This window comes from Pseudomonas sp. BLCC-B112 (assembly GCF_028550695.1).
In the GTDB taxonomy this organism is placed as follows: Bacteria; Pseudomonadota; Gammaproteobacteria; order Pseudomonadales; family Pseudomonadaceae; genus Aquipseudomonas; species Aquipseudomonas danubii.
The window spans coordinates 236537-253706 of sequence record NZ_JAQQGK010000002.1 but is presented as its reverse complement, the minus strand read 5'-3'; the positions used below and the strand labels follow the sequence as shown (position 1 = coordinate 253706).

At 61.5% G+C, this 17170-nt stretch carries 17 protein-coding genes; 3 read left to right on the top strand and 14 right to left on the bottom strand.

Annotated features, from left to right (window positions below):
* Window positions 1-11 precede the first annotated feature (11 nt).
* The 5 genes from PQT43_RS06665 to PQT43_RS06645 form a co-directional block, all read right to left on the bottom strand.
* Window positions 12-1001 carry an ABC transporter ATP-binding protein gene (locus PQT43_RS06665; protein ID WP_272753621.1) on the bottom strand — a complete coding sequence of 330 codons (990 nt, stop codon included), beginning with the start codon at window positions 999-1001 and terminating at the stop codon, window positions 12-14.
* Window positions 998-1798 (bottom strand): ABC transporter permease, encoded by an 801-nt coding sequence (locus tag PQT43_RS06660; protein WP_102880522.1) that lies wholly within the window; start codon window positions 1796-1798, stop codon window positions 998-1000. The genes PQT43_RS06665 and PQT43_RS06660 overlap by 4 nt, the downstream gene beginning before the upstream one ends.
* Entirely contained in the window at window positions 1785-2630 is an 846-nt protein-coding gene (locus PQT43_RS06655; RefSeq protein ID WP_110594666.1) for an ABC transporter permease, read from the bottom strand. The genes PQT43_RS06660 and PQT43_RS06655 overlap by 14 nt, the downstream gene beginning before the upstream one ends.
* On the bottom strand, window positions 2627-3433 hold the full coding sequence (locus tag PQT43_RS06650; RefSeq protein ID WP_272753620.1) for an alkaline phosphatase family protein: 807 nt from the start codon (window positions 3431-3433) through the stop codon (window positions 2627-2629). The genes PQT43_RS06655 and PQT43_RS06650 overlap by 4 nt, the downstream gene beginning before the upstream one ends.
* A 136-nt stretch (window positions 3434-3569) precedes the next feature.
* Window positions 3570-4637 carry an ABC transporter substrate-binding protein gene (locus PQT43_RS06645; RefSeq protein WP_265073575.1) on the bottom strand — a complete coding sequence of 356 codons (1068 nt, stop codon included), beginning with the start codon at window positions 4635-4637 and terminating at the stop codon, window positions 3570-3572.
* 363 nt (window positions 4638-5000) lie between these two features.
* Here PQT43_RS06645 and PQT43_RS06640 point away from each other — a divergent pair, with 363 nt between their 5' ends.
* Entirely contained in the window at window positions 5001-5714 is a 714-nt protein-coding gene (locus tag PQT43_RS06640) for a UTRA domain-containing protein (protein WP_102860788.1), read from the top strand.
* A gap of 39 nt (window positions 5715-5753) precedes the next feature.
* Here PQT43_RS06640 and PQT43_RS06635 read toward each other — a convergent pair whose 3' ends face one another.
* The 7 genes from PQT43_RS06635 to minC form a co-directional block, all read right to left on the bottom strand.
* Window positions 5754-7910, bottom strand: a complete 2157-nt coding sequence (locus PQT43_RS06635; RefSeq protein ID WP_253084720.1) for a mechanosensitive ion channel family protein — start codon at window positions 7908-7910, stop codon at window positions 5754-5756.
* A gap of 79 nt (window positions 7911-7989) precedes the next feature.
* The gene (locus PQT43_RS06630) at window positions 7990-8196 is read right to left on the bottom strand and encodes a hypothetical protein (RefSeq protein ID WP_253084743.1); all 207 of its coding nucleotides are present in this window, start codon (window positions 8194-8196) and stop codon (window positions 7990-7992) included.
* A gap of 83 nt (window positions 8197-8279) precedes the next feature.
* Complete coding sequence (locus tag PQT43_RS06625; protein WP_272753619.1) at window positions 8280-9569, bottom strand: M18 family aminopeptidase; 1290 nt, start codon at window positions 9567-9569, stop codon at window positions 8280-8282.
* Between the two features lie 140 nt (window positions 9570-9709).
* Window positions 9710-10345 (bottom strand): RluA family pseudouridine synthase, encoded by a 636-nt coding sequence (locus PQT43_RS06620; RefSeq protein WP_272753618.1) that lies wholly within the window; start codon window positions 10343-10345, stop codon window positions 9710-9712.
* Window positions 10346-10437: 92 nt separating this feature from the next.
* The gene (gene minE / locus PQT43_RS06615; RefSeq protein WP_007898843.1) at window positions 10438-10692 is read right to left on the bottom strand and encodes a cell division topological specificity factor MinE; all 255 of its coding nucleotides are present in this window, start codon (window positions 10690-10692) and stop codon (window positions 10438-10440) included.
* Window positions 10692-11504: a septum site-determining protein MinD gene (gene minD / locus PQT43_RS06610; RefSeq protein WP_011062650.1), complete on the bottom strand. Its 813-nt coding sequence runs from the start codon at window positions 11502-11504 to the stop codon at window positions 10692-10694. The genes minE and minD overlap by 1 nt, the downstream gene beginning before the upstream one ends.
* A 200-nt stretch (window positions 11505-11704) precedes the next feature.
* A complete protein-coding gene (gene minC, locus PQT43_RS06605) occupies window positions 11705-12442 on the bottom strand; it encodes a septum site-determining protein MinC (protein ID WP_102860793.1) in 738 nt (245 codons plus the stop codon).
* A 122-nt stretch (window positions 12443-12564) separates the two neighbouring features.
* Between minC and PQT43_RS06600 the strand changes: the two genes are divergently transcribed.
* Both PQT43_RS06600 and PQT43_RS06595 read left to right on the top strand, forming a co-directional pair.
* Window positions 12565-13497 (top strand): lipid A biosynthesis lauroyl acyltransferase, encoded by a 933-nt coding sequence (locus PQT43_RS06600; RefSeq protein WP_102880516.1) that lies wholly within the window; start codon window positions 12565-12567, stop codon window positions 13495-13497.
* 50 nt (window positions 13498-13547) lie between these two features.
* Complete coding sequence (locus PQT43_RS06595) at window positions 13548-14705, top strand: patatin-like phospholipase family protein (RefSeq protein WP_102880515.1); 1158 nt, start codon at window positions 13548-13550, stop codon at window positions 14703-14705.
* Window positions 14706-14749: 44 nt separating this feature from the next.
* Here PQT43_RS06595 and denD read toward each other — a convergent pair whose 3' ends face one another.
* Together denD and PQT43_RS06585 are read right to left on the bottom strand one after the other, a co-directional pair.
* On the bottom strand, window positions 14750-15724 hold the full coding sequence (gene denD / locus PQT43_RS06590) for a D-erythronate dehydrogenase (RefSeq protein WP_272753617.1): 975 nt from the start codon (window positions 15722-15724) through the stop codon (window positions 14750-14752).
* A gap of 16 nt (window positions 15725-15740) precedes the next feature.
* Complete coding sequence (locus PQT43_RS06585; protein WP_102860797.1) at window positions 15741-17051, bottom strand: MFS transporter; 1311 nt, start codon at window positions 17049-17051, stop codon at window positions 15741-15743.
* Window positions 17052-17170 lie beyond the last annotated feature (119 nt).

Genomic DNA, 17170 nt, shown 5'->3' with positions numbered 1-17170 from the left:
CGTGAAAGCCATCAGGCTACCTCACACAGGGCGGCAGGATCGATGGTCAGCGCCAGACGTTGGCCGTCAGCGTGCAGGTCATCGGCCGAACGGTTGAGAACATCCACCACCAGCTCCACGCCGCGAGCCTCGACCCGGTAGCGAATCACATTGCCCAGCAGGCTGTGGCTGCGGACCAGCGCATCAAGCTGGCCCTCCCTGCCGAGTTCGATGGCTTCCGGGCGAATGGCGATACGCCCGCTGACCGGGCGTTGCAGCAGCTTGCTGGCGCTTTCGGCGTCCAGCAGGTTGTAGTTGCCGATAAAACCCGCCGCGAATACATCCACCGGTGCGGTGTAGAGCGTTTCGGCATCGCCGCTCTGGACGATACTGCCCTGGTTCATCAGGAAGATCCGGTCGGACATGGTCAGCGCTTCTTCCTGGTCGTGGGTGACGAAGATGGTGGTCAGGCCCAGTTCCCGCTGGATGTTGCGGATCTGTTCACGCAGGTGCTTGCGGATACGTGCATCCAGGGCCGACAACGGCTCGTCCAGCAACAGCAAGCGCGGCCGGGTCACCAGGGAGCGGGCCAGAGCCACCCGCTGGCACTGGCCGCCGGACAGTTGGTGTGGATAACGACTGGCAAAGTCATTGAGCTCCACCAGTTGCAAGGCTTCAAGGACCCGCTTGCGGCTGTCGTCGGCGTTGACCTTCTGCATACGCAGGCCGAAGGCGACGTTCTGTTCCACGGTCATGTTGGGGAACAACGCATAGCTCTGGAACACCATGCCGATCCCACGCTTCTGCGGGCTCAAGGGCACGATGTCCTGGCCATCGAGAAGGATCTTGCCGCCGTCCACCGGGGTCAGCCCGGCGATGCAGCGCAGCAGGGTGGACTTGCCGCAGCCGGACGGGCCCAGCAGGGTGACGAACTCGCCTTTCTGGATTTCGCAATTGATATCGCTGAACACCGTGGTGCCTGCGTAGTTCTTTTGCAGGTGTTGGACGCTGACGAAGCTCATTGGCTTTTGTCCTTGTTCAAGATGTTGGCGGCCCAGGTCAGAACCAGCACAAAGAAGAAGTAGGAGATCACCAGAGCGCTGGTGAAGTGGCCGCTGCTGTTGCGCATGTTGTTCAGGTAGACCTGCAGGGTTTCATAGCGGGTGCCCACCAGGATGTTGGCGAACACGAACTCGCCGAACAGGAACGAGAAGGACAGCAGCAGCGCCACCATCAGGCCCTTGCGCAGGTTGGGCAGGACCACCAGGAAGGCTGCCTGCCAGGTGCTGGCGCCGAGCAGTTGGGCGGCGTCCATCAGGTCGCGCAGGTTGATCGCTTGCAGGTTGTTGGTGATGGCCCGGTACATGAACGGCAGCGCCACGGTGAAGTAGCAGCCGATGAGGATCCAGGGCGTGCCAACCATGGCGAAGGGCCCTGAGCCATAGAGTTGCAGCAGGCCCACCGATGACACCACTGGCGGCACCGCGAAGGGCAGCAGGATCAGGATGTTCATCAAGGCGTCGAGCTTGGGAAAGTGGTAGTGCACCACAAACAGCAGCGGCAGGATCAGCACCACCGACAGCACCAGCGCGCCGACGCAGACCAGCAGCGACTGGCCGAAGGCATTGAGGAAGCGCGGGTCGCTCCACAGCTGCAGGTACCACTTGAAGGTGAAACCGCTGGGCAGGATGGTGGCCGACCAACTGCTGGCGATGGAGTAGACAAGGGTCCCCAGCAACGGCAGCAACAGGATGGCGAACAGCAGGTAGACCACCACCCGGTGGTACAGGGTGGCGGAGCCGGGTTCAGCGCGAGACATGGTAGCTCCTCTTCAACAGCAACTGATGGACGATGGTGACCAGGGTCATCAGGGCCACCAGCACCACCGCCAGGGCGCTGGCCATGTTCGGGTCCAGGGAGATGTCCCCGGAAACCATGGCGGCAATGCGGATCGGCAGCACGTTGAAGTTGCCGGTGGTCAGGGCGTAGACCGTGGCATAGGCGCCCAGGGCATTGGCCAGCAGGATGACGAAGGTGCCCAGCAATGCCGGGGTCAGCACGGGCAGCCCGATGTGGCGCCAGAACTGCCAGCCGTTGGCCCCCAGCAGCGCGGCGGATTCACGCCAGTCTTCGCGCAGGGCGTCGAAGGCCGGGTACAGCAACAGCACCCCCAGGGGAATCTGGAAGTAGGTGTAGAGAATGATCAGCCCGGTCTTGGAATACAGGTTGAAGTCCTGAATGATCCCCGACTGCTTGAGCATGATGGTGATGGTGCCGTTGAAGCCCAGGAGAATGATGAAGGCAAAGGCCAGGGGCACGCCGGAGAAATTGCTGGTCATGTTGGCGAAGGCGTTGACGAAGTTGCGCAGTTTGGAGTCCACCCTGCGCAAGGAGTAACTGCCCAGCACCGCAATGATGATGCCGAACACGCTGGACCAGAAACTGATCTCCAGGCTGTGCTGGATGGCCTGCAGGTAGAACTTCGAGCTGAAGATCTTGCTGAAGTTGGCCAGGCCCCAGCCGAACTCTTCCGACTGCAGGCTGTTGATCAGCACCCACACCAGCGGGGCGATCTGGAACACGATGAAGAACAGGGCAAAAGGCACCAGACAGAGTGCCGCCAGCCATTTGCCGCGGGTGACTGAATTCACTGCAACAGCTCCCGGCAGAAAGGTTTGTCATGGGCCACGCCCAGTAGTTGGCAGATGCTGCCGCACAGTTCGGTCTGCTTTGGCGTGGCACCTGGGTCGAGACTGAAGGCATTGCCGAGAACGAACAACGGAACCTCCCGCTCCTCGGCCAAGAGACCGTTGTGGGAGCGGTCGTTGTTCATGCCGTGGTCGGCGGTCACCAACACCTGGTAGCCAGCATCGAGCCAGCCTTGCAGATAGTCGGCGAGGATGATGTCTGCCGAACGCGCGCTGTTGCGGTACTGGGTGCTGTCGAGGCCGTGCTTGTGGCCGGCGTCATCGATGTTCATCGGGTGCACCAGGAGAAAATCCGGTTGGTGCCGCAGGCGCAGGCTCTCCGCATCGGCGAAGAGATGGGAGTCGGGGTAGTGATCGTTCCAATAGAAATGGCCGTACTGGATCGGCAGCTCGGGATTGGCGGTGTGCCGGTCCCGTGGTGCATTGAAGGGACTGCGGTTGTACAGCTCGCTGACCCAATGATAGGCCGCGGCGGCAGTGGAGCGGCCGGCCTCGCGGGCATAGTGGAAAATACTGCGCTGGTTGGACAGGCGCGAGACCTGGTTGTGGACGATACCGCTGTCGATCGGCGCGACACCGGTGAGGAGGCACTCGTACAGCGGTCGGGACAGGGCCGGCAATTCGCATTGCAGCTTGTACAGGGCGGCGCGGCCTGCGCCGACGTAGGCTTGCAGGTGGCCCATGGCGTGTCGGGCAACTTCGTGGTTGAGGCCGTCGAGCACCACAAGGATGACGTTGTGCTTCATGAACGGGGGAACTCCGGGATCAGGCAACGCATGGAACCTGTAGTAGCGGCCGGACGGCAATGCCCTTGCCGGCGAAGGTGCCTGCACGCTCGTACAGGCCTTCGCCGGCAAGCCGGCTGCTACGACTGATGCAGTATTACGGCATGTTGATGATCACTTCTTCCTGCCACTTCTGCGGCAGGGACTTGGAGGTTTTCTCCCAGGCGTCGGCGTCCTTGATCGGGGTTACGTGCTTGTATTGCTCGTTGGGCAGCAGGTTGGCCTGGACGTCCGCCGGCAGAGTCAGATGCTCGGCACGGATCGGGCGCGCATTGCCGCGAGCCAGGTTGGTCTGGCCGGCATCGCTGAAGATGTACTCGCGGGTCAGCTTGGCGGCGTTGGGATGCTTGGCGTATTTGTTGATGATGGTGGTGTAGCCGGAGATGACCGAGCCGTCGGATGGGATCAGCACTTCGTAGTCATCCTTGTTGACCATCTTGTTGCGGTAGCTCAGGCCGTTGAAATCCCAGACCACGCCCACTTCCACTTCACCTTTCTCCATGGTGGCGATGGTCGGGTTGGCCAGGGACAGGCGACCCTGCTTGGCGATCTCGGCGAACATCAGCAGCGCCGGCTGGATGTTCTTTTCGTCGCCGCCTTTGGCAATGGCCGCGGCCAGCACGCCGTTGGCGGCTTGGGCTGCGGTGCTCACGTCACCGATGGAGACTTTGTACTTGCCTTTCTCCAGATCTGCCCAGCTCTTCGGCGCCTCAGACCCGTGCAGCAGCTTTTTATTGATGATGAAGGCGATGGTGCCGGTATAGGCCAGCGCCCAGTTGCCGTCTTTGTCCTTGGCCCAGTCCGGGACCTGGGCCCAGGTGCTGGGTTTGTAGGGTTGGGTCACACCCTGCTTGACTGCGATGGGGCCGAAGGCGGCGCCGACGTCGCCGATGTCGGCGCTGGCGTTGTCTTTTTCCGCGGCGAACTTGGCGATCTCCTGGGCCGAACTCATGTCGGTGTCGATGTGCTTGAGGCCGTAGATTTTCGCCAGGTCCTCCCAGGTGCCTTTCCAGTTGGCCCAGTCGTCGGGCATGCCGACACTGTTCACCGCGCCTTCTGCTTTCGCAGCGGCTTCCAGGGTTTTCAAATCGTTGTCAGCAGCCATGGCGGCGGTGCACAGGGCAATGGTCGAACCTAACAGTGATGCCAGGAAAAGCTGTTTCATCCGAAGCTCCTTTGGGCGTGTTCAACGCTGCGTTGTTATCGACGGTCTTGCGGTGGGTTGGTCTAGGTCAGCAATACCTGAGCCAATTTAGGCGTGTTGGATGACACTTTGATGTCGGTGCCAATGGTCGGCGCATGGATTCGGGCGCAGGTTCGGCGCTGCGAAATAAGCGTAGACCATGCCCAAACACCCGTTCTGCAAGGTTCTGGCGGGCAATTTGCAGGTTCACCAAAGGCTCGCTCAGCGGCGTTGTCATCTATCAGTCATATGCATTGCCTAGGCTTTCGACACAGATGCAGAGCACTGCCCCGGCCCTTGCGCTGCCCTGAAACAGTGCTGGTCTAGTCCAGATAGGTAACGTTGATGCGTATTGATGCAACCAAAGCGGTGACAGCCATCGGCCAGGTCCTGCAGGAGCAGATCGCCCATGGTCTGTTGGCGCCCGGCAGCAAACTGCCGGCCGAGCGCAAGCTCAGCGAGTTGTTCGCCACCACCCGCATCACCGTGCGCGAGGCCCTGCTGCAATTGGAGGCCCAGGGGCAGATCTACCGCGAGGAGCGTCGGGGCTGGTTCGTTTCGCCGCCGCGGCTGGCCTACAACCTGATGCAGCGCAGCCACTTCCACGCCATGGTCAGCGCCCAGGGGCGAGTGCCTTCCACTGAGGTGATCTCGGCGCGCCTGCAACCGGCGTCGGCGGCGGTCTGCGCCTGGCTGCAATTACCGGCACTGTCCAGCGTGATCCAGATCTGTCGAGCGCGGCGCATCGATGACCGGCTGGTGCTGTATGTGGAGCACTACCTGAACCCCAAGTACTTTCCACACATTCTCGACCTGGATTTGAACCAGTCGATCACCGAGCTCTATGCCCGGCATTACGACCTGCATTACGGGCGGGTGCGCTTCGAGATCGTGCCCACCTCATTGCAGCCGGAAGCGGCGGCGGCCTTGAAGGTGTCGGTGGGCAGCCCCGGGCTGCGCATCGCCCGGGTCAACTATGACCAGCATGAGCGGCTGATCGACTGTGATCTGGAGTTCTGGCGGCATGACGCAATTCACGTTGGCGTTGACGTTCTTTAGACGCCCGTACCGTTGGCCGGCAAGACGGCGCCTAAGGGGTCATTGCTTTTCCGGGGCGCTGCCGGGGGTGATCACCTGGATGCTCATGCGCGGGGTGGCCAGGTCCAGTCCGGCTTCGTCCAGGTGACGCTTGAGGGACAGGTTGAACGCCCGGGACACTTCCCATTGCTTGATCGGCGCGGTCTTGAAACGGGCCCGTAGGATGGCGCTGCCGGACTCGAAACTCTCCACTCCCTGGATCTCCAGGGGCGACCAGATGTTGCGTCGCTGCAAGGGGTCGGTACGCATCTTCTGGCCCACGTCGCGCATCAGCTTGATCGCGTCGTCGATCTCCATGTTGTAGGGAATCGCCACGCGAAAGATCGCGTAGCCGAACTCCCGGGAGTAGTTCTTGATGCTCTTGATTTCGCTGAACGGGATGGTGTGCACGATGCCGTCGATGTCCCGCAGGCGCACGGTGCGGATGGTCAGGCCCTCGACGGTGCCCAGGTGACCGCCGACATCCACGTAATCGTCGATGGCCAGGGAGTCTTCGATGATGATGAACAGACCGGTGATCAAGTCTGCTACCAGCGACTGGGCGCCGAAACCGATGGCCAGACCGATGACACCGGCACCGGCCAGCAGCGGCGTGACGTTCATGCCCATGTTGGCCAGGGCGACGATGGTGGCGATGATGAAAATCGCCACGAACAGCACGTTACGGATCAACGGCATCATGGTCTGTGCGCGGGCGTTGGCCAGGCCCTTGCGCGAGCGGGTCAGCGCGTGATGCACCGCGGTGTCGCTCAAGATCCAGATCAGCCAGGCGAAGATCAGGGTGCCTGCGAGGCTGAACAGCTTGACGCTGACTTCATGGCCGTCGCCTTCGGTGAAGCGGATCAGTGACATGCCCCAGACCCGCAGGCCCAGTTCGATGAACGCCAGCCACACCGCCAGATGGGCCAGGGTATAGAAGAAGCTTTTCAGTCGTTCGGAATACAGCGCATGGCGCTTGTGCCCACGCTGGGGCTTGAGGGCGTGGCGCCGCACCAGGCCGTTGATCACCATGCACAGCACCAGCAGTACCGTGCACAACAGTGACTGGCGCAGGGCCGTGCTGGTGTCGCCGGCGGAAACGAAGGTGGCGAACAGCGAAATGCCCACCAGCACCAGGGCGGGGAGGTACCAGAAGGTGCCGATGATTTCGATGGTGTCGCTCAAGGCGCGGCGGGTCAGGCGTCGCGCCAGCGGCTGGTTGCGGATCAGGTGCGCGATCGGCCGGCGAAAGCGCAGGATGAATACCCCGGTGGACAGCGCCGCCATGACATTGGCGAAAGTCGCTGCGGTATGGGCCAGGTGCTGGCCGAGGCTGGCCACCATCCGAGGGTCGCTCAGGGCCTCGCCGAACGCGGCGAAGCTGCCGATCCACCACAGCGGTCGGAACGCCTGGCGGCGCAGGATATACAGGGCACGATGACGATGCGGACCATCGAGGACGGAAAACGCCACCACACAGATCGCCGAAAAACAGGTGCCCACCACCAGGGCGTAAGCCAGGACCATGGCCAGGTCTTTGCCCAATGACGAGGGCAGGGAGTAGGTCATGTAGACGGTGATCAGCAGAGCGATCAGCCAGGGGCCGAGCTTGCGCAGGGCGAAGCGCAGCAAGTCCCAGGTCTTGGGGTGCTGGGGCAGTTCTTCGGTGAGACCGAAACGCAGGCGCACCCGGTGGCTGAGCCAGATCAGCGCCGCCGCCAGCAGACTCCAGACCATGAGAATCAGGGCAAAGGCAAAAATGATCGGTAGCCATTGGCTGGCTGGCAGCATCAACGCCGACAGTTCTTCCTGGGCTTGATCGAACTCGTCGGTCCAGCGGTTCAAGGGGCTATCAGCGCCGGAGAACTGTTTCTCCAGGCTCGACAGCGTGCCGCCGATCAGGCCTAGCACGCCTTCTTCAGTGGCGGGCTGGGCTTTTTTCGTGGCGTCCCGGAGCTTTTTCAGATCAGCCAGCAGCTTGGCGCGTTGCTGGTCGTTTTCCAGGGATTTGATCACCTCGTCCAAAGACTGCCCCAGGGGCTCTTCGGCCTGTGGTTGCGGTTTGCTCTGGTTGCCCAGCAGGCCCGGCAGGCCAACCGCCTGCGCACTGCTCAGGGGCAGGAAGGTCAGCAGGCAGACAAGCACAAAGCAGGGCAGGGCGAAAAGACGAGCGAACACTGGGCGGTCAACCTCGGAGAAAATCGGATCGACCGAGTGTACGAGGCCGCCAAATTCAATGCGAGGGCGAGCGCGGCATTTATTCCGCCAGTTTGGCGAGGATTTTGTAAACCACAGTGCCGAGAATCAGCAGCATGCCGATCCACATGCTGAACACACCGAGGTTCTTGTCCCGGAAGTTGAAGCCGATGGCCAGGAGAATCATGCCCATGAGAATCGGGATGAGCATGGAGTGGAACGCAGACATCGAGATCATGGCGACGGCCTTGTCAGGAAGAATACTCATAAGTCTAGGTCGCTTTGCCGCGCCCCGGGTTGATGTGTATCAGAAACCGGCAGGGCCCCCTGAGGGGCGCCCGCGGTGACAACTCAGGGCAGTTCGTGGCTGGCGTAGAACGCGCTCAGCACCTTTACCAGGTGGGCCAGGTCATGGCTGCCACAGAGTTCACGGATCGAGTGCATGGCGAAGGTCGGCAAGCCGATGTCGACAGTGCGCACGCCCAGGTGGCTGGCGGTGATCGGGCCGATGGTCGAGCCGCAACCCATGTCGCTGCGCACCACGAAGCTCTGCACCGGGACTTCCTCGGCCATGCACAGATGGCGGAAGAAACCGGCGGTTTCGCTGTTGGTGGCGTAGCGCTGGTTGCTGTTGACCTTGATCACCGGGCCGGCATTGAGTTTCGGGCCGTGATTGGCGTCGTGCTTGTCAGCGTAGTTGGGGTGCACGCCGTGGGCGTTGTCTGCGGAAATCAGCAGCGATTTCTGGATGGTGCGGACGAACTCGTCGCCTTCGGGCAGCAGGCGGCGCAGGGTCTGTTCGAGCATCGGGCCATCGGCGCCGCAAGCCGAGCAGGAGCCGACTTCTTCATGGTCGTTGCACACCAGTACGCAGGTTTCCTCGCTGTCGGCTGTCAACAGTGCCTGCAGCCCGGCGTAGCAGGACAGCAGGTTGTCCAGGCGTGCGCCGGCAATGAAGTCACCGTGCAGGCCGATCACCGCGGCGCTCTGGGTGTCGTAGAAACTCAACTCGTAGTCCAGCACCACATCGGCGTTCAGACCGTGTTCGCGGGCCAGTTGGTCGGTCAGGACCGCGCGGAAATCCACCCGCTCATCGCCGGCGAACTGGGCAAGGATCGGCGGCAATTCGTTCTGCACGTTGATCGCCCAGCCCTGATTGGCCTCACGGTTGAGGTGGATGGCCAGGTTGGGAATGATCGCGATGGGGGCTTTGAAGTCGATCAGTTGGCTTTCCACCTTGCCATCGCGGCGGAAGGTTACGCGGCCGGCCAGTGATAAGTCACGGTCGAACCAGGGAGCCAGCAGTGCGCCGCCATAGACTTCCACACCCAGTTGCCAGAAACCCTGGCGCTGCAGTTCAGGCTGAGGCTTGACCCGCAGGCAGGGGCTGTCGGTGTGGGCGCCCACCAGGCGGATGCCGCCTTGCAGGGGCGAATGCCGGCCCAGCTTGAAGGCGACGATGGAGGAGTCGTTGCGGGTGACGTAGTAGCGGCCGTTGGCTTCGGTGGTCCACGGCTCGCGCTCGTCGAGGCGCTGGTAACCTGCCGCTTCCAGACGTTGAACAAGGCTGGCAGTGGCATGGAAAGGGGTAGGGGAGGCCTTGAGGAAGTCGATCAGGCCTTGGTTCAACTCTTCGCGCATAAGTAGCTCCAGACAGCAGTGGCGCGAGTTTAACGTATAGCAGGGCACTGTAGGAGCCGGCTTGCCGGCGAAGCGGTTGTCGACCTGGGGGATGGTCGTCAGGGGGCCTTCGCCGGAAAACCCGCTCCTGCAGAACGCTGTCAGAAGGGCGCGGGGCAATCGAAGCGCAGGCGCTCACCGGTCTGGGGATGAGTGAAGCTGAGCATGCTGGCATGCAGGCATAGCCTTGGCCAGGCGGCCAAGGCCTGCGGGTGGGCGTAGAGGCCATCGCCCAGTAGCGGGTGCCCGATGGACAGCATGTGTACCCGCAACTGATGAGAGCGGCCGGTGATGGGGGTCAGCTCGACCCGGCACCAGTCGCCGCAGCGCTCCAGCACTCGCCAGAAGGTCAGGGCGTGCTTGCCGAATTCGTGGTCCACCACATGCCGGGGTTTGGTTGGCGGGTCATAGCGCAAGGGCAGGTCGATGCTGCCGCTGTTCAGTTCCGGCTGGCCCCAGCACAGGGCGGTGTAGGCTTTTTCGGTTTCGCGGTCATGAAACTGTCGCGACAGTTCGCGATGGGTGTCCGCGTCCCGGGCCAGGAGAATGATCCCTGAGGTTTCCCAATCCAGTCGGTGGACGATACGGGCTTCGGGGTAGCCGTTTTCCTGCAGGCGAGTGATCAGGCAGTCCTTGTTGTCGTCGGCGCGACCGGGGACTGAAAGCAGCAGGGTGGGTTTGTTCACCACCAGGACGGCGGGGTCCTGATGCAGGATGTGGATATTCGACAACGGCATTAAAACAGCCTCGTAACAAACGCCAACGGCGGCTCGCCGACCTCAATGCTATGCATGAAGTCAGCGAGCCGCCGTGGCTCCCGTCGGATCAATCAGCGATCAGGCAGGGTGATATTGAGTTCCAGGATTGAGCAACTGCCCTGGTTTTCCAGAGCGACGTGCACGTCGTCGGACCCGATATTGACGTACTTGCGGATCACTTCCACCAGCTCTTTCTGCAAGGCGGGCAAGTAATCAGGGGTGCTGCGCTGGCCGCGTTCATGCGCCACGATGATCTGTAGACGCTCTTTCGCTACCGACGCGGTGCTGACCTTTTTGCTGGCACGAAAGAAGTCAAAAAGATTCATTATCTACCTCCAAACAGGCGCTCGAAGAATCCCTTCTTCTCGACATCAAGGAACCGGTGTTCCACGGTTTTGCCCAGCAAACGATCGACTGCGTCGCTGTAGGCCTGGCCCGCATCGCTCTGGTCGTCGAGAATCACCGGCACGCCCTGGTTGGAAGCCTTGAGCACGGCCTGGGATTCCGGAATCACGCCCAGCAGGGTCACTGCGAGAATTTCTTTGACGTCTTCAACGCCAAGCATTTCGCCATTGCTGACGCGCTCCGGGTTGTAACGGGTCAACAGCAGGTGCTCCTTGATCGCGTCTTCGCCTTTTTCGGCGCGGCGGGATTTGCTGGCCAGCAGGCCGAGCATACGGTCGGAGTCGCGGACCGAAGAGACTTCAGGGTTGGTCACGACAATCGCTTCGTCGGCGAAGTACATGGCCAAGTGGGCGCCTTTCTCGATACCGGCTGGGGAGTCGCAGACCACGAACTCGAAAGTTTCCTTGAGTTCCATCAGGACTTTTTCCACGCCTTCCAGGGTCAGCGCGTCTTTGTCGCGGGTCTGGCTGGCGGCCAGTACGTAGAGGTTTTCCAGGCGCTTGTCTTTGATCAGGGCTTGCTGCAGGTTGGCTTCGCCATTGACCACGTTGACGAAGTCATACACCACGCGACGCTCGCAACCCATGATCAGGTCGAGGTTACGCAGGCCGACGTCGAAGTCGACGATGACTGTTTTGTGACCGCGCAGAGCGAGGCCGGTACCGATAGCGGCGCTGGTGGTGGTTTTACCCACACCACCCTTGCCGGATGTAACCACGAGAATCTTGGCCAAGGTGTTTCACCCCTAAGGAAAAAGGACTTTTAGCCCCTGAAAAACATCTCTTGAAAACTACTGCAGTCGGACAGCCTTGGCTGGAGCTCGGTCAGCGGCAGGGTTTATCGTCGATAAACTCTGCTGATTGCCAATTTCCTACTTCGTTTGAGCCGTAATCGCTACGTTTTAGAGATGCTTGGAAAATGCGGCAGTATCCGTTAAAGACGTGTGATGTTCAACACGTCACCCGACAGGCTGACCTGGACTCCAGAGCCCCACAAAGGGTCGCGCCGCAGGTCTTCGGAAACCTTGTACTGACCGGCGATGGAGATCAGTTCAGCGCTCAATTGCTGACAGAAAATCCGTGCCTTGGTGTCACCTTTGACGCCAGCCAGCGCCCGACCACGCATTGGGCCGTATACATGGATATTGCCATCGGCGAGAAGTTCCGCGCCGGGGCTGACCGAGGACACCACGACCAGATCGCCACCTTGGGCGTAGATCTGCTGTCCGCCGCGTACTGGCGAAGTGATGATGCGGGTCGGTTTCACGGTTGGTTCAGGCGGCTTTTCCGGTACTTTCTTGACCTCGCTTTCCGGCGGATCGAGGGGGCGCTCCCGGGCACCGGAAGGTGGCAGCACTGGCAGATCGACGGCAATGGCCGCTGCAATGTCTTCAATCCGGCTGGCGCGGATCGCCAGGGTGCGCAGACCGTGCTGGCGGCAGACACGCATCAGCCCGGGCAGATCCACCGAGCCTTCGGCAGCAGGCAGCTTGTCCAGCGCCAGTACCAGTGGCGCGTTGCTGAAGAAGTTTGGCGCCTGGGCGACCTTCGCGGCCAGTTGGCGATCGAGGCCTTCAAGGTCGTTGCGGGCCAGTTCCAGCACCGTGATGGCGAGCATGCTGCCCTTTAACTGGAACACAGGATCTTGGTCTAGCGATTCGGTTTGGCTCATGGTCTGCAGAAGGCGGCTTGTCACTAAAAGTGCCGAGACTTATAACGAGATCGCCCGCGCCCCGCAAGCCAGGTCGAACCGATGTAGAATGCGCGACCTTGTTGTCTGTCCCGGAATCTGTAATGGATCGCCCGCGTTTTCGAGCTGCATTCTTGTCTCCACGTTTCTGGCCGCTGTGGCTGGGACTTGGCGTGTTATGGCTGATCGTCCAGCTGCCTTATCCCGTGCTCCTGCAAATCGGTCGCGCCCTGGGGGCGTTGATGTACCGAGTAGCCGGCGATCGACGGTCTATCGCCCGACGCAATCTGGAGCTGTGTTTCCCGGAAAAATCCGCCGCAGAGCGCAAACGCCTGCTCAAGGAAAACTTCGCCTCCACCGGGATCGCCTTCTTCGAAATGGCCATGAGCTGGTGGTGGTCCAAGCAGCGTCTGGCGCGCCTGGCCCATGTCGAAGGCCTGGAACACCTCAAGCAGGCCCAGCGCGAAGGTCATGGGGTGATTCTCATGGCCCTGCACTTCACTACCCTGGAAATTGGCGCGGCGCTGCTGGGGCAGCAGCACACCATCGATGGCATGTACCGCGAGCACAAGAACCCGCTGTTCGATTTCATTCAGCGTCGTGGCCGCGAGCGACACAACCTGGATTCCCTGGCCGTGGAGCGAGAGGACGTGCGCGGCATGCTCAAGCTGCTGCGTTCCGGACGGGCCATCTGGTATGCACCGGACCAGGACTATGGCGCCAAGCAGAGCCTGTTCGTGCCGTTGTTCGGCATCCAGGCGGCTACCGTGACCGCCACCAGCAAGTTCGCCCGCCTGGGCAAGGCGCTGGTTGTGCCTTTCACCCAGGAGCGCCTGGCCGATGGCAGTGGCTATCGCCTGGTGATTCATGCACCCCTGACGGATTTTCCCGGTGCCACTGAAGAAGAGGATTGCCTGCGGATCAATCAGTGGGTGGAAAGTGCGTTGCGCGCCTGTCCCGAGCAGTACCTCTGGGCCCATCGACGCTTCAAGAGCCGGCCGCCGGGCGAGCCCAAGCTTTACAAGAAGCGCGGTTGACCGCTTGGCATTGATTGCCGGATCTTGTGCGCCACGGATGGAGTGAGTAGATGAGTGTTGCGCAACCGATCACAGGTTTGATTCTTTCCGGCGGCGGTGCCCGTGCCGCCTATCAGGTGGGCGTGCTGGCGGCGATTGCCGAACTGTTGGGGCCTGGGGCGCGCAATCCGTTTCCGGTGATCGTTGGTACCTCTGCCGGGGCCATCAACGCGGTCAGCCTGGCCAGTGGGGCCACGGATTTTCCCGCGGCAATCGAACGCCTCACGGCATTCTGGCGCAGCTTTCGCAGCGATCAGGTGATGCGCAGCGATTGGCCGGGAGTGATTCGCCAAGCCAGTCGTTTTGTCGGCCACAGCCTGTTGGGGCTCGGTGCTCAGGTGCCGGTGGCGCTGATCAACAACTCGCCGCTACGCGACCTGCTCAATCAGCACATGCATCTTTCGGGCATCAACCAGGCCATTTCCCAAGGCCAGCTGCATGCGGTAGCGGTGACGGCCTTTGGCTACGAATCCGGACAGGCGGTGACTTTTTATCAAGGTGGCGGGGTCATCGATCCCTGGTTGCGTCATCGGCGCATCGGCGTTCCCATTCAGCTGACGGTGGACCACCTGCTGGCCAGCGCGGCGATTCCCTTGCTGTTCGCGCCAGTGAAGCTCGACCAGGAGTATTTCGGTGACGGTGCCGTACGCCAGTCGGCGCCCATCAGCCCGGCGTTGCACCTGGGGGCCAGCCGCGTGCTGGTGGTGGGGGTCAGTGGCAACCCGCGGGGCAATGATCCAGACGCCACCCGGCAGCGTTCTTACACCGGGCAGCAGCCGACTCTGGCGCAGATCGGTGGCCATATGCTCAACAGCACCTTTATTGACAGCCTGGAAAGCGATATCGAACTGTTGGAGCGGCTCAATCATTTCAGTCGGCTGTTACCTGGCAGTGCGGCGGATCGCGGCTTGGGTATCGCGCCGGTGGAAGTGCTGGTGATTGCCCCGAGTCAGCCGATCGACGAAATAGCGGCGCGGCACCGGCAGGAGTTGCCAGCGGCTCTGCGCTTGTTCCTGCGCGGACCGGGGGCAACCCGGACCAGTGGTGCCGGGGTCCTGAGCTATTTGCTGTTCGAGGCGTCGTATTGCAGCGAGTTGATCGAACTGGGGCGCAGTGACGCCCTGGCCAAGGGCGAGGAGTTGGCGCGGTTTCTGGGCCTTAAGGGTTGATGCCCGGGCTCAGCCGATGAGCCCGGGATTTTCGCAGCCTGAGGTCAGTGAGGCAGGTAGTCCTGGATGAACTGGCGGATCACACCGATAAAATCCTCGTCCGCGGTAAAACCCAACTCGCTGGCATACCTGGCACTGAAGGCTCCCGGCCAGGAGCCGACGATGCGTTCGATCTTCGCGTCCGGGCGTAGCTGAATACGCTGGGCAACTTCGTCTCCGGCCACTTCCCGTAGCGCGTTGATCATCTGCGCCACGGTCAGCGACAGACCGGGCATGTTGATCACTCGGCCCTGACTCAAGCGCTCTGCGGCCAACTCATGACCGTGGATCAGGTTGGCAATGGCCTGGGCCGGAGACATCAACCAGAGTCGGGTATTCAGGGGCACCGGGCAGACGCTGGTCTGGCCGCTGAGGGGTTCGCGGATGATACCGCTGGCGAAGCTGGACGCCGCCAGGTTCGGTTTGCCTGGTCGCACCACGATGGTGGGCATGCGCAGGCTGCGGCCATCGACGAAGCCGCGTCGGCTGTAATCGGCGAGCAGCAGGTCATTCATGGCTTTCTGGGTCCCGTAGGAGCTTTGCGGAGCCCAGACCTGATCATCGTCGACGTTCTCCGGCAGTTGCCCACCGAAAACGGCCACAGAACTGGTCATCACCCACGTGGGGCAGGAGCCCAGCTGGCGCGCCCGTTCCAGCAGACCTTGGGTAGCGCTGAAGTTGACCCGCATGCCCAGTTCGAAATCGCCTTCCGCCTGGCTGGAGACCACGGCGGCCAGGTGAAAGATGCTATCGGTGTCGGCGTCGATCAGTTTGGCCAGCACCTGTTCATCGCTAATGTCTCCTTCCTTGACCTGCACCCGTGGGTCATCGAGGCCCTGCACGGGCTCCCGGTCAAATGCGGTAATGCGCTTGATGGGCTGCAATTGGCCGTGACGATCGGTCAGTGTGCCCCGTTGCAGCAAGGCTTCGATCAGCCGCCGTCCTAGAAAGCCGGCCGCGCCGGTGACAAGAATATTCATGAGTGGCTCCAAGTGTTCAGCGATTGACGAGTTTTCCGGGAATCTTGAAGACCAGCAGGGCGCCGATGAACAACGCGCTGGCCATGACGTACATGCCGATGGTGGTGCTTTGGGTCAGGTCTTTGAGAAAGCCCATCAGGTAGGGCGAGACAAAGCCGGCGAGGTTGCCCCAGGAGTTGATCAAGGCAATGCCGGCGGCGGCCGCGGTGCCGCCGAGAAAGGCCGTGGGCAGGCTCCAGAACAGCGGCAGGGTGCTGAAGGCGCCCATGGCCCCCAGGGTCAGGCCGATCATCGATACCGTGAAGTTGTCGCTCCAGGTGGCGGAAATCATCAGGCCGATACCGCCAAGCACGGCGGTCAGCGCCAAATGCCAGCGGCGTTCGCGCAACCGGTCGGCGCTGCGGGAGATCAGCACCATGGTCAGCGCTGCCGCGGCATAGGGAATCGCCGTGAGCATGCCGACCTCGAACACGTCGCTGACGCCGGCCTGGCGAATCAGCGAGGGCAGCCAGAAGCCAACGGTGTAGAAGCCGGCGATCATGCAGAAATAGATGGCGGTCAGCAGCCAGATCCGGGGTTGCCCAAACACTTGCCTGACGCTGTGAACCTGATGGCCGTCGGCCTCGGCCTCGATTCGGGCCTGCAGCAGGTTTTTTTCTTGGCGGGTCAGCCAGCCCGCGTCGGCGATACGGTCGCTGAGGCAGTAGATCACCAGGCCGCCCACCAGGATCGACGGCAAGCCTTCGAGGAAAAACATCCATTGCCAGCCTGCAAAGCCCTGGTGGCCATTGAGGGCACTCATGATCCAACCGGACAGCGGCGCGCCAATCAACCCCGAAAGCGGTACCGCGGTGGCGAACAGGGCGTACATCTTGCCGCGGCGGTTGGAAGGGAACCAATACGACAGATAGAGGATGACCCCCGGATAGAACCCGGCCTCGGCGATGCCCAACAGAAAGCGCATCACATAGAAGGAGGTAGGGGTGCTGACGAAAGCCATGCACGAGGAAATGATGCCCCAACTGATCATGATGCGAGCGATCCACAGGCGCGCACCGACCCGATGCAGGATCAGGTTGCTGGGAATTTCCACCAGAAAGTAGGCGATGAAGAAAATCCCCGCGCCCAGTCCGTAGACCGCTTCGGAAAATTGCAGGTCTTCGGACATCTGCAACTTGGCGAAGCCGACGTTGACTCGATCCAGGTAGGCCACCAGGTAGCACAGCAGCAGCAACGGCAGGATGCGCCAGGCGACTTTGCGATAAGCCAGGTCTTCAAAGGAGGCGGTGGGGGAGCGGGCGGCAGTTTGCGACAGTGATTCAGTCATGTCTTTACCCATCCTTTTTTCTTGTATTTGGGTGATTTTGTTTTTATCGGACTTGCTGAGGCGTCTTATATATCATAATACATCATACGAATTCAATGGCCGGATACCGAGCGGGACGG

Coding starts and splice junctions, on each gene's coding strand:
- PQT43_RS06665 (WP_272753621.1), bottom strand. CDS start 1,001: ATGAGCTTCGTCAGCGTCCAACACCTGCAAAAGAACTACGCAGGCACC.
- PQT43_RS06660 (WP_102880522.1), bottom strand. CDS start 1,798: ATGTCTCGCGCTGAACCCGGCTCCGCCACCCTGTACCACCGGGTGGTG.
- PQT43_RS06650 (WP_272753620.1), bottom strand. CDS start 3,433: ATGAAGCACAACGTCATCCTTGTGGTGCTCGACGGCCTCAACCACGAA.
- PQT43_RS06645 (WP_265073575.1), bottom strand. CDS start 4,637: ATGAAACAGCTTTTCCTGGCATCACTGTTAGGTTCGACCATTGCCCTG.
- PQT43_RS06640 (WP_102860788.1), top strand. CDS start 5,001: ATGCGTATTGATGCAACCAAAGCGGTGACAGCCATCGGCCAGGTCCTG.
- PQT43_RS06630 (WP_253084743.1), bottom strand. CDS start 8,196: ATGAGTATTCTTCCTGACAAGGCCGTCGCCATGATCTCGATGTCTGCG.
- PQT43_RS06625 (WP_272753619.1), bottom strand. CDS start 9,569: ATGCGCGAAGAGTTGAACCAAGGCCTGATCGACTTCCTCAAGGCCTCC.
- PQT43_RS06620 (WP_272753618.1), bottom strand. CDS start 10,345: ATGCCGTTGTCGAATATCCACATCCTGCATCAGGACCCCGCCGTCCTG.
- minE (WP_007898843.1), bottom strand. CDS start 10,692: ATGAATCTTTTTGACTTCTTTCGTGCCAGCAAAAAGGTCAGCACCGCG.
- minC (WP_102860793.1), bottom strand. CDS start 12,442: ATGAGCCAAACCGAATCGCTAGACCAAGATCCTGTGTTCCAGTTAAAG.
- PQT43_RS06600 (WP_102880516.1), top strand. CDS start 12,565: ATGGATCGCCCGCGTTTTCGAGCTGCATTCTTGTCTCCACGTTTCTGG.
- PQT43_RS06595 (WP_102880515.1), top strand. CDS start 13,548: ATGAGTGTTGCGCAACCGATCACAGGTTTGATTCTTTCCGGCGGCGGT.
- denD (WP_272753617.1), bottom strand. CDS start 15,724: ATGAATATTCTTGTCACCGGCGCGGCCGGCTTTCTAGGACGGCGGCTG.
- PQT43_RS06585 (WP_102860797.1), bottom strand. CDS start 17,051: ATGACTGAATCACTGTCGCAAACTGCCGCCCGCTCCCCCACCGCCTCC.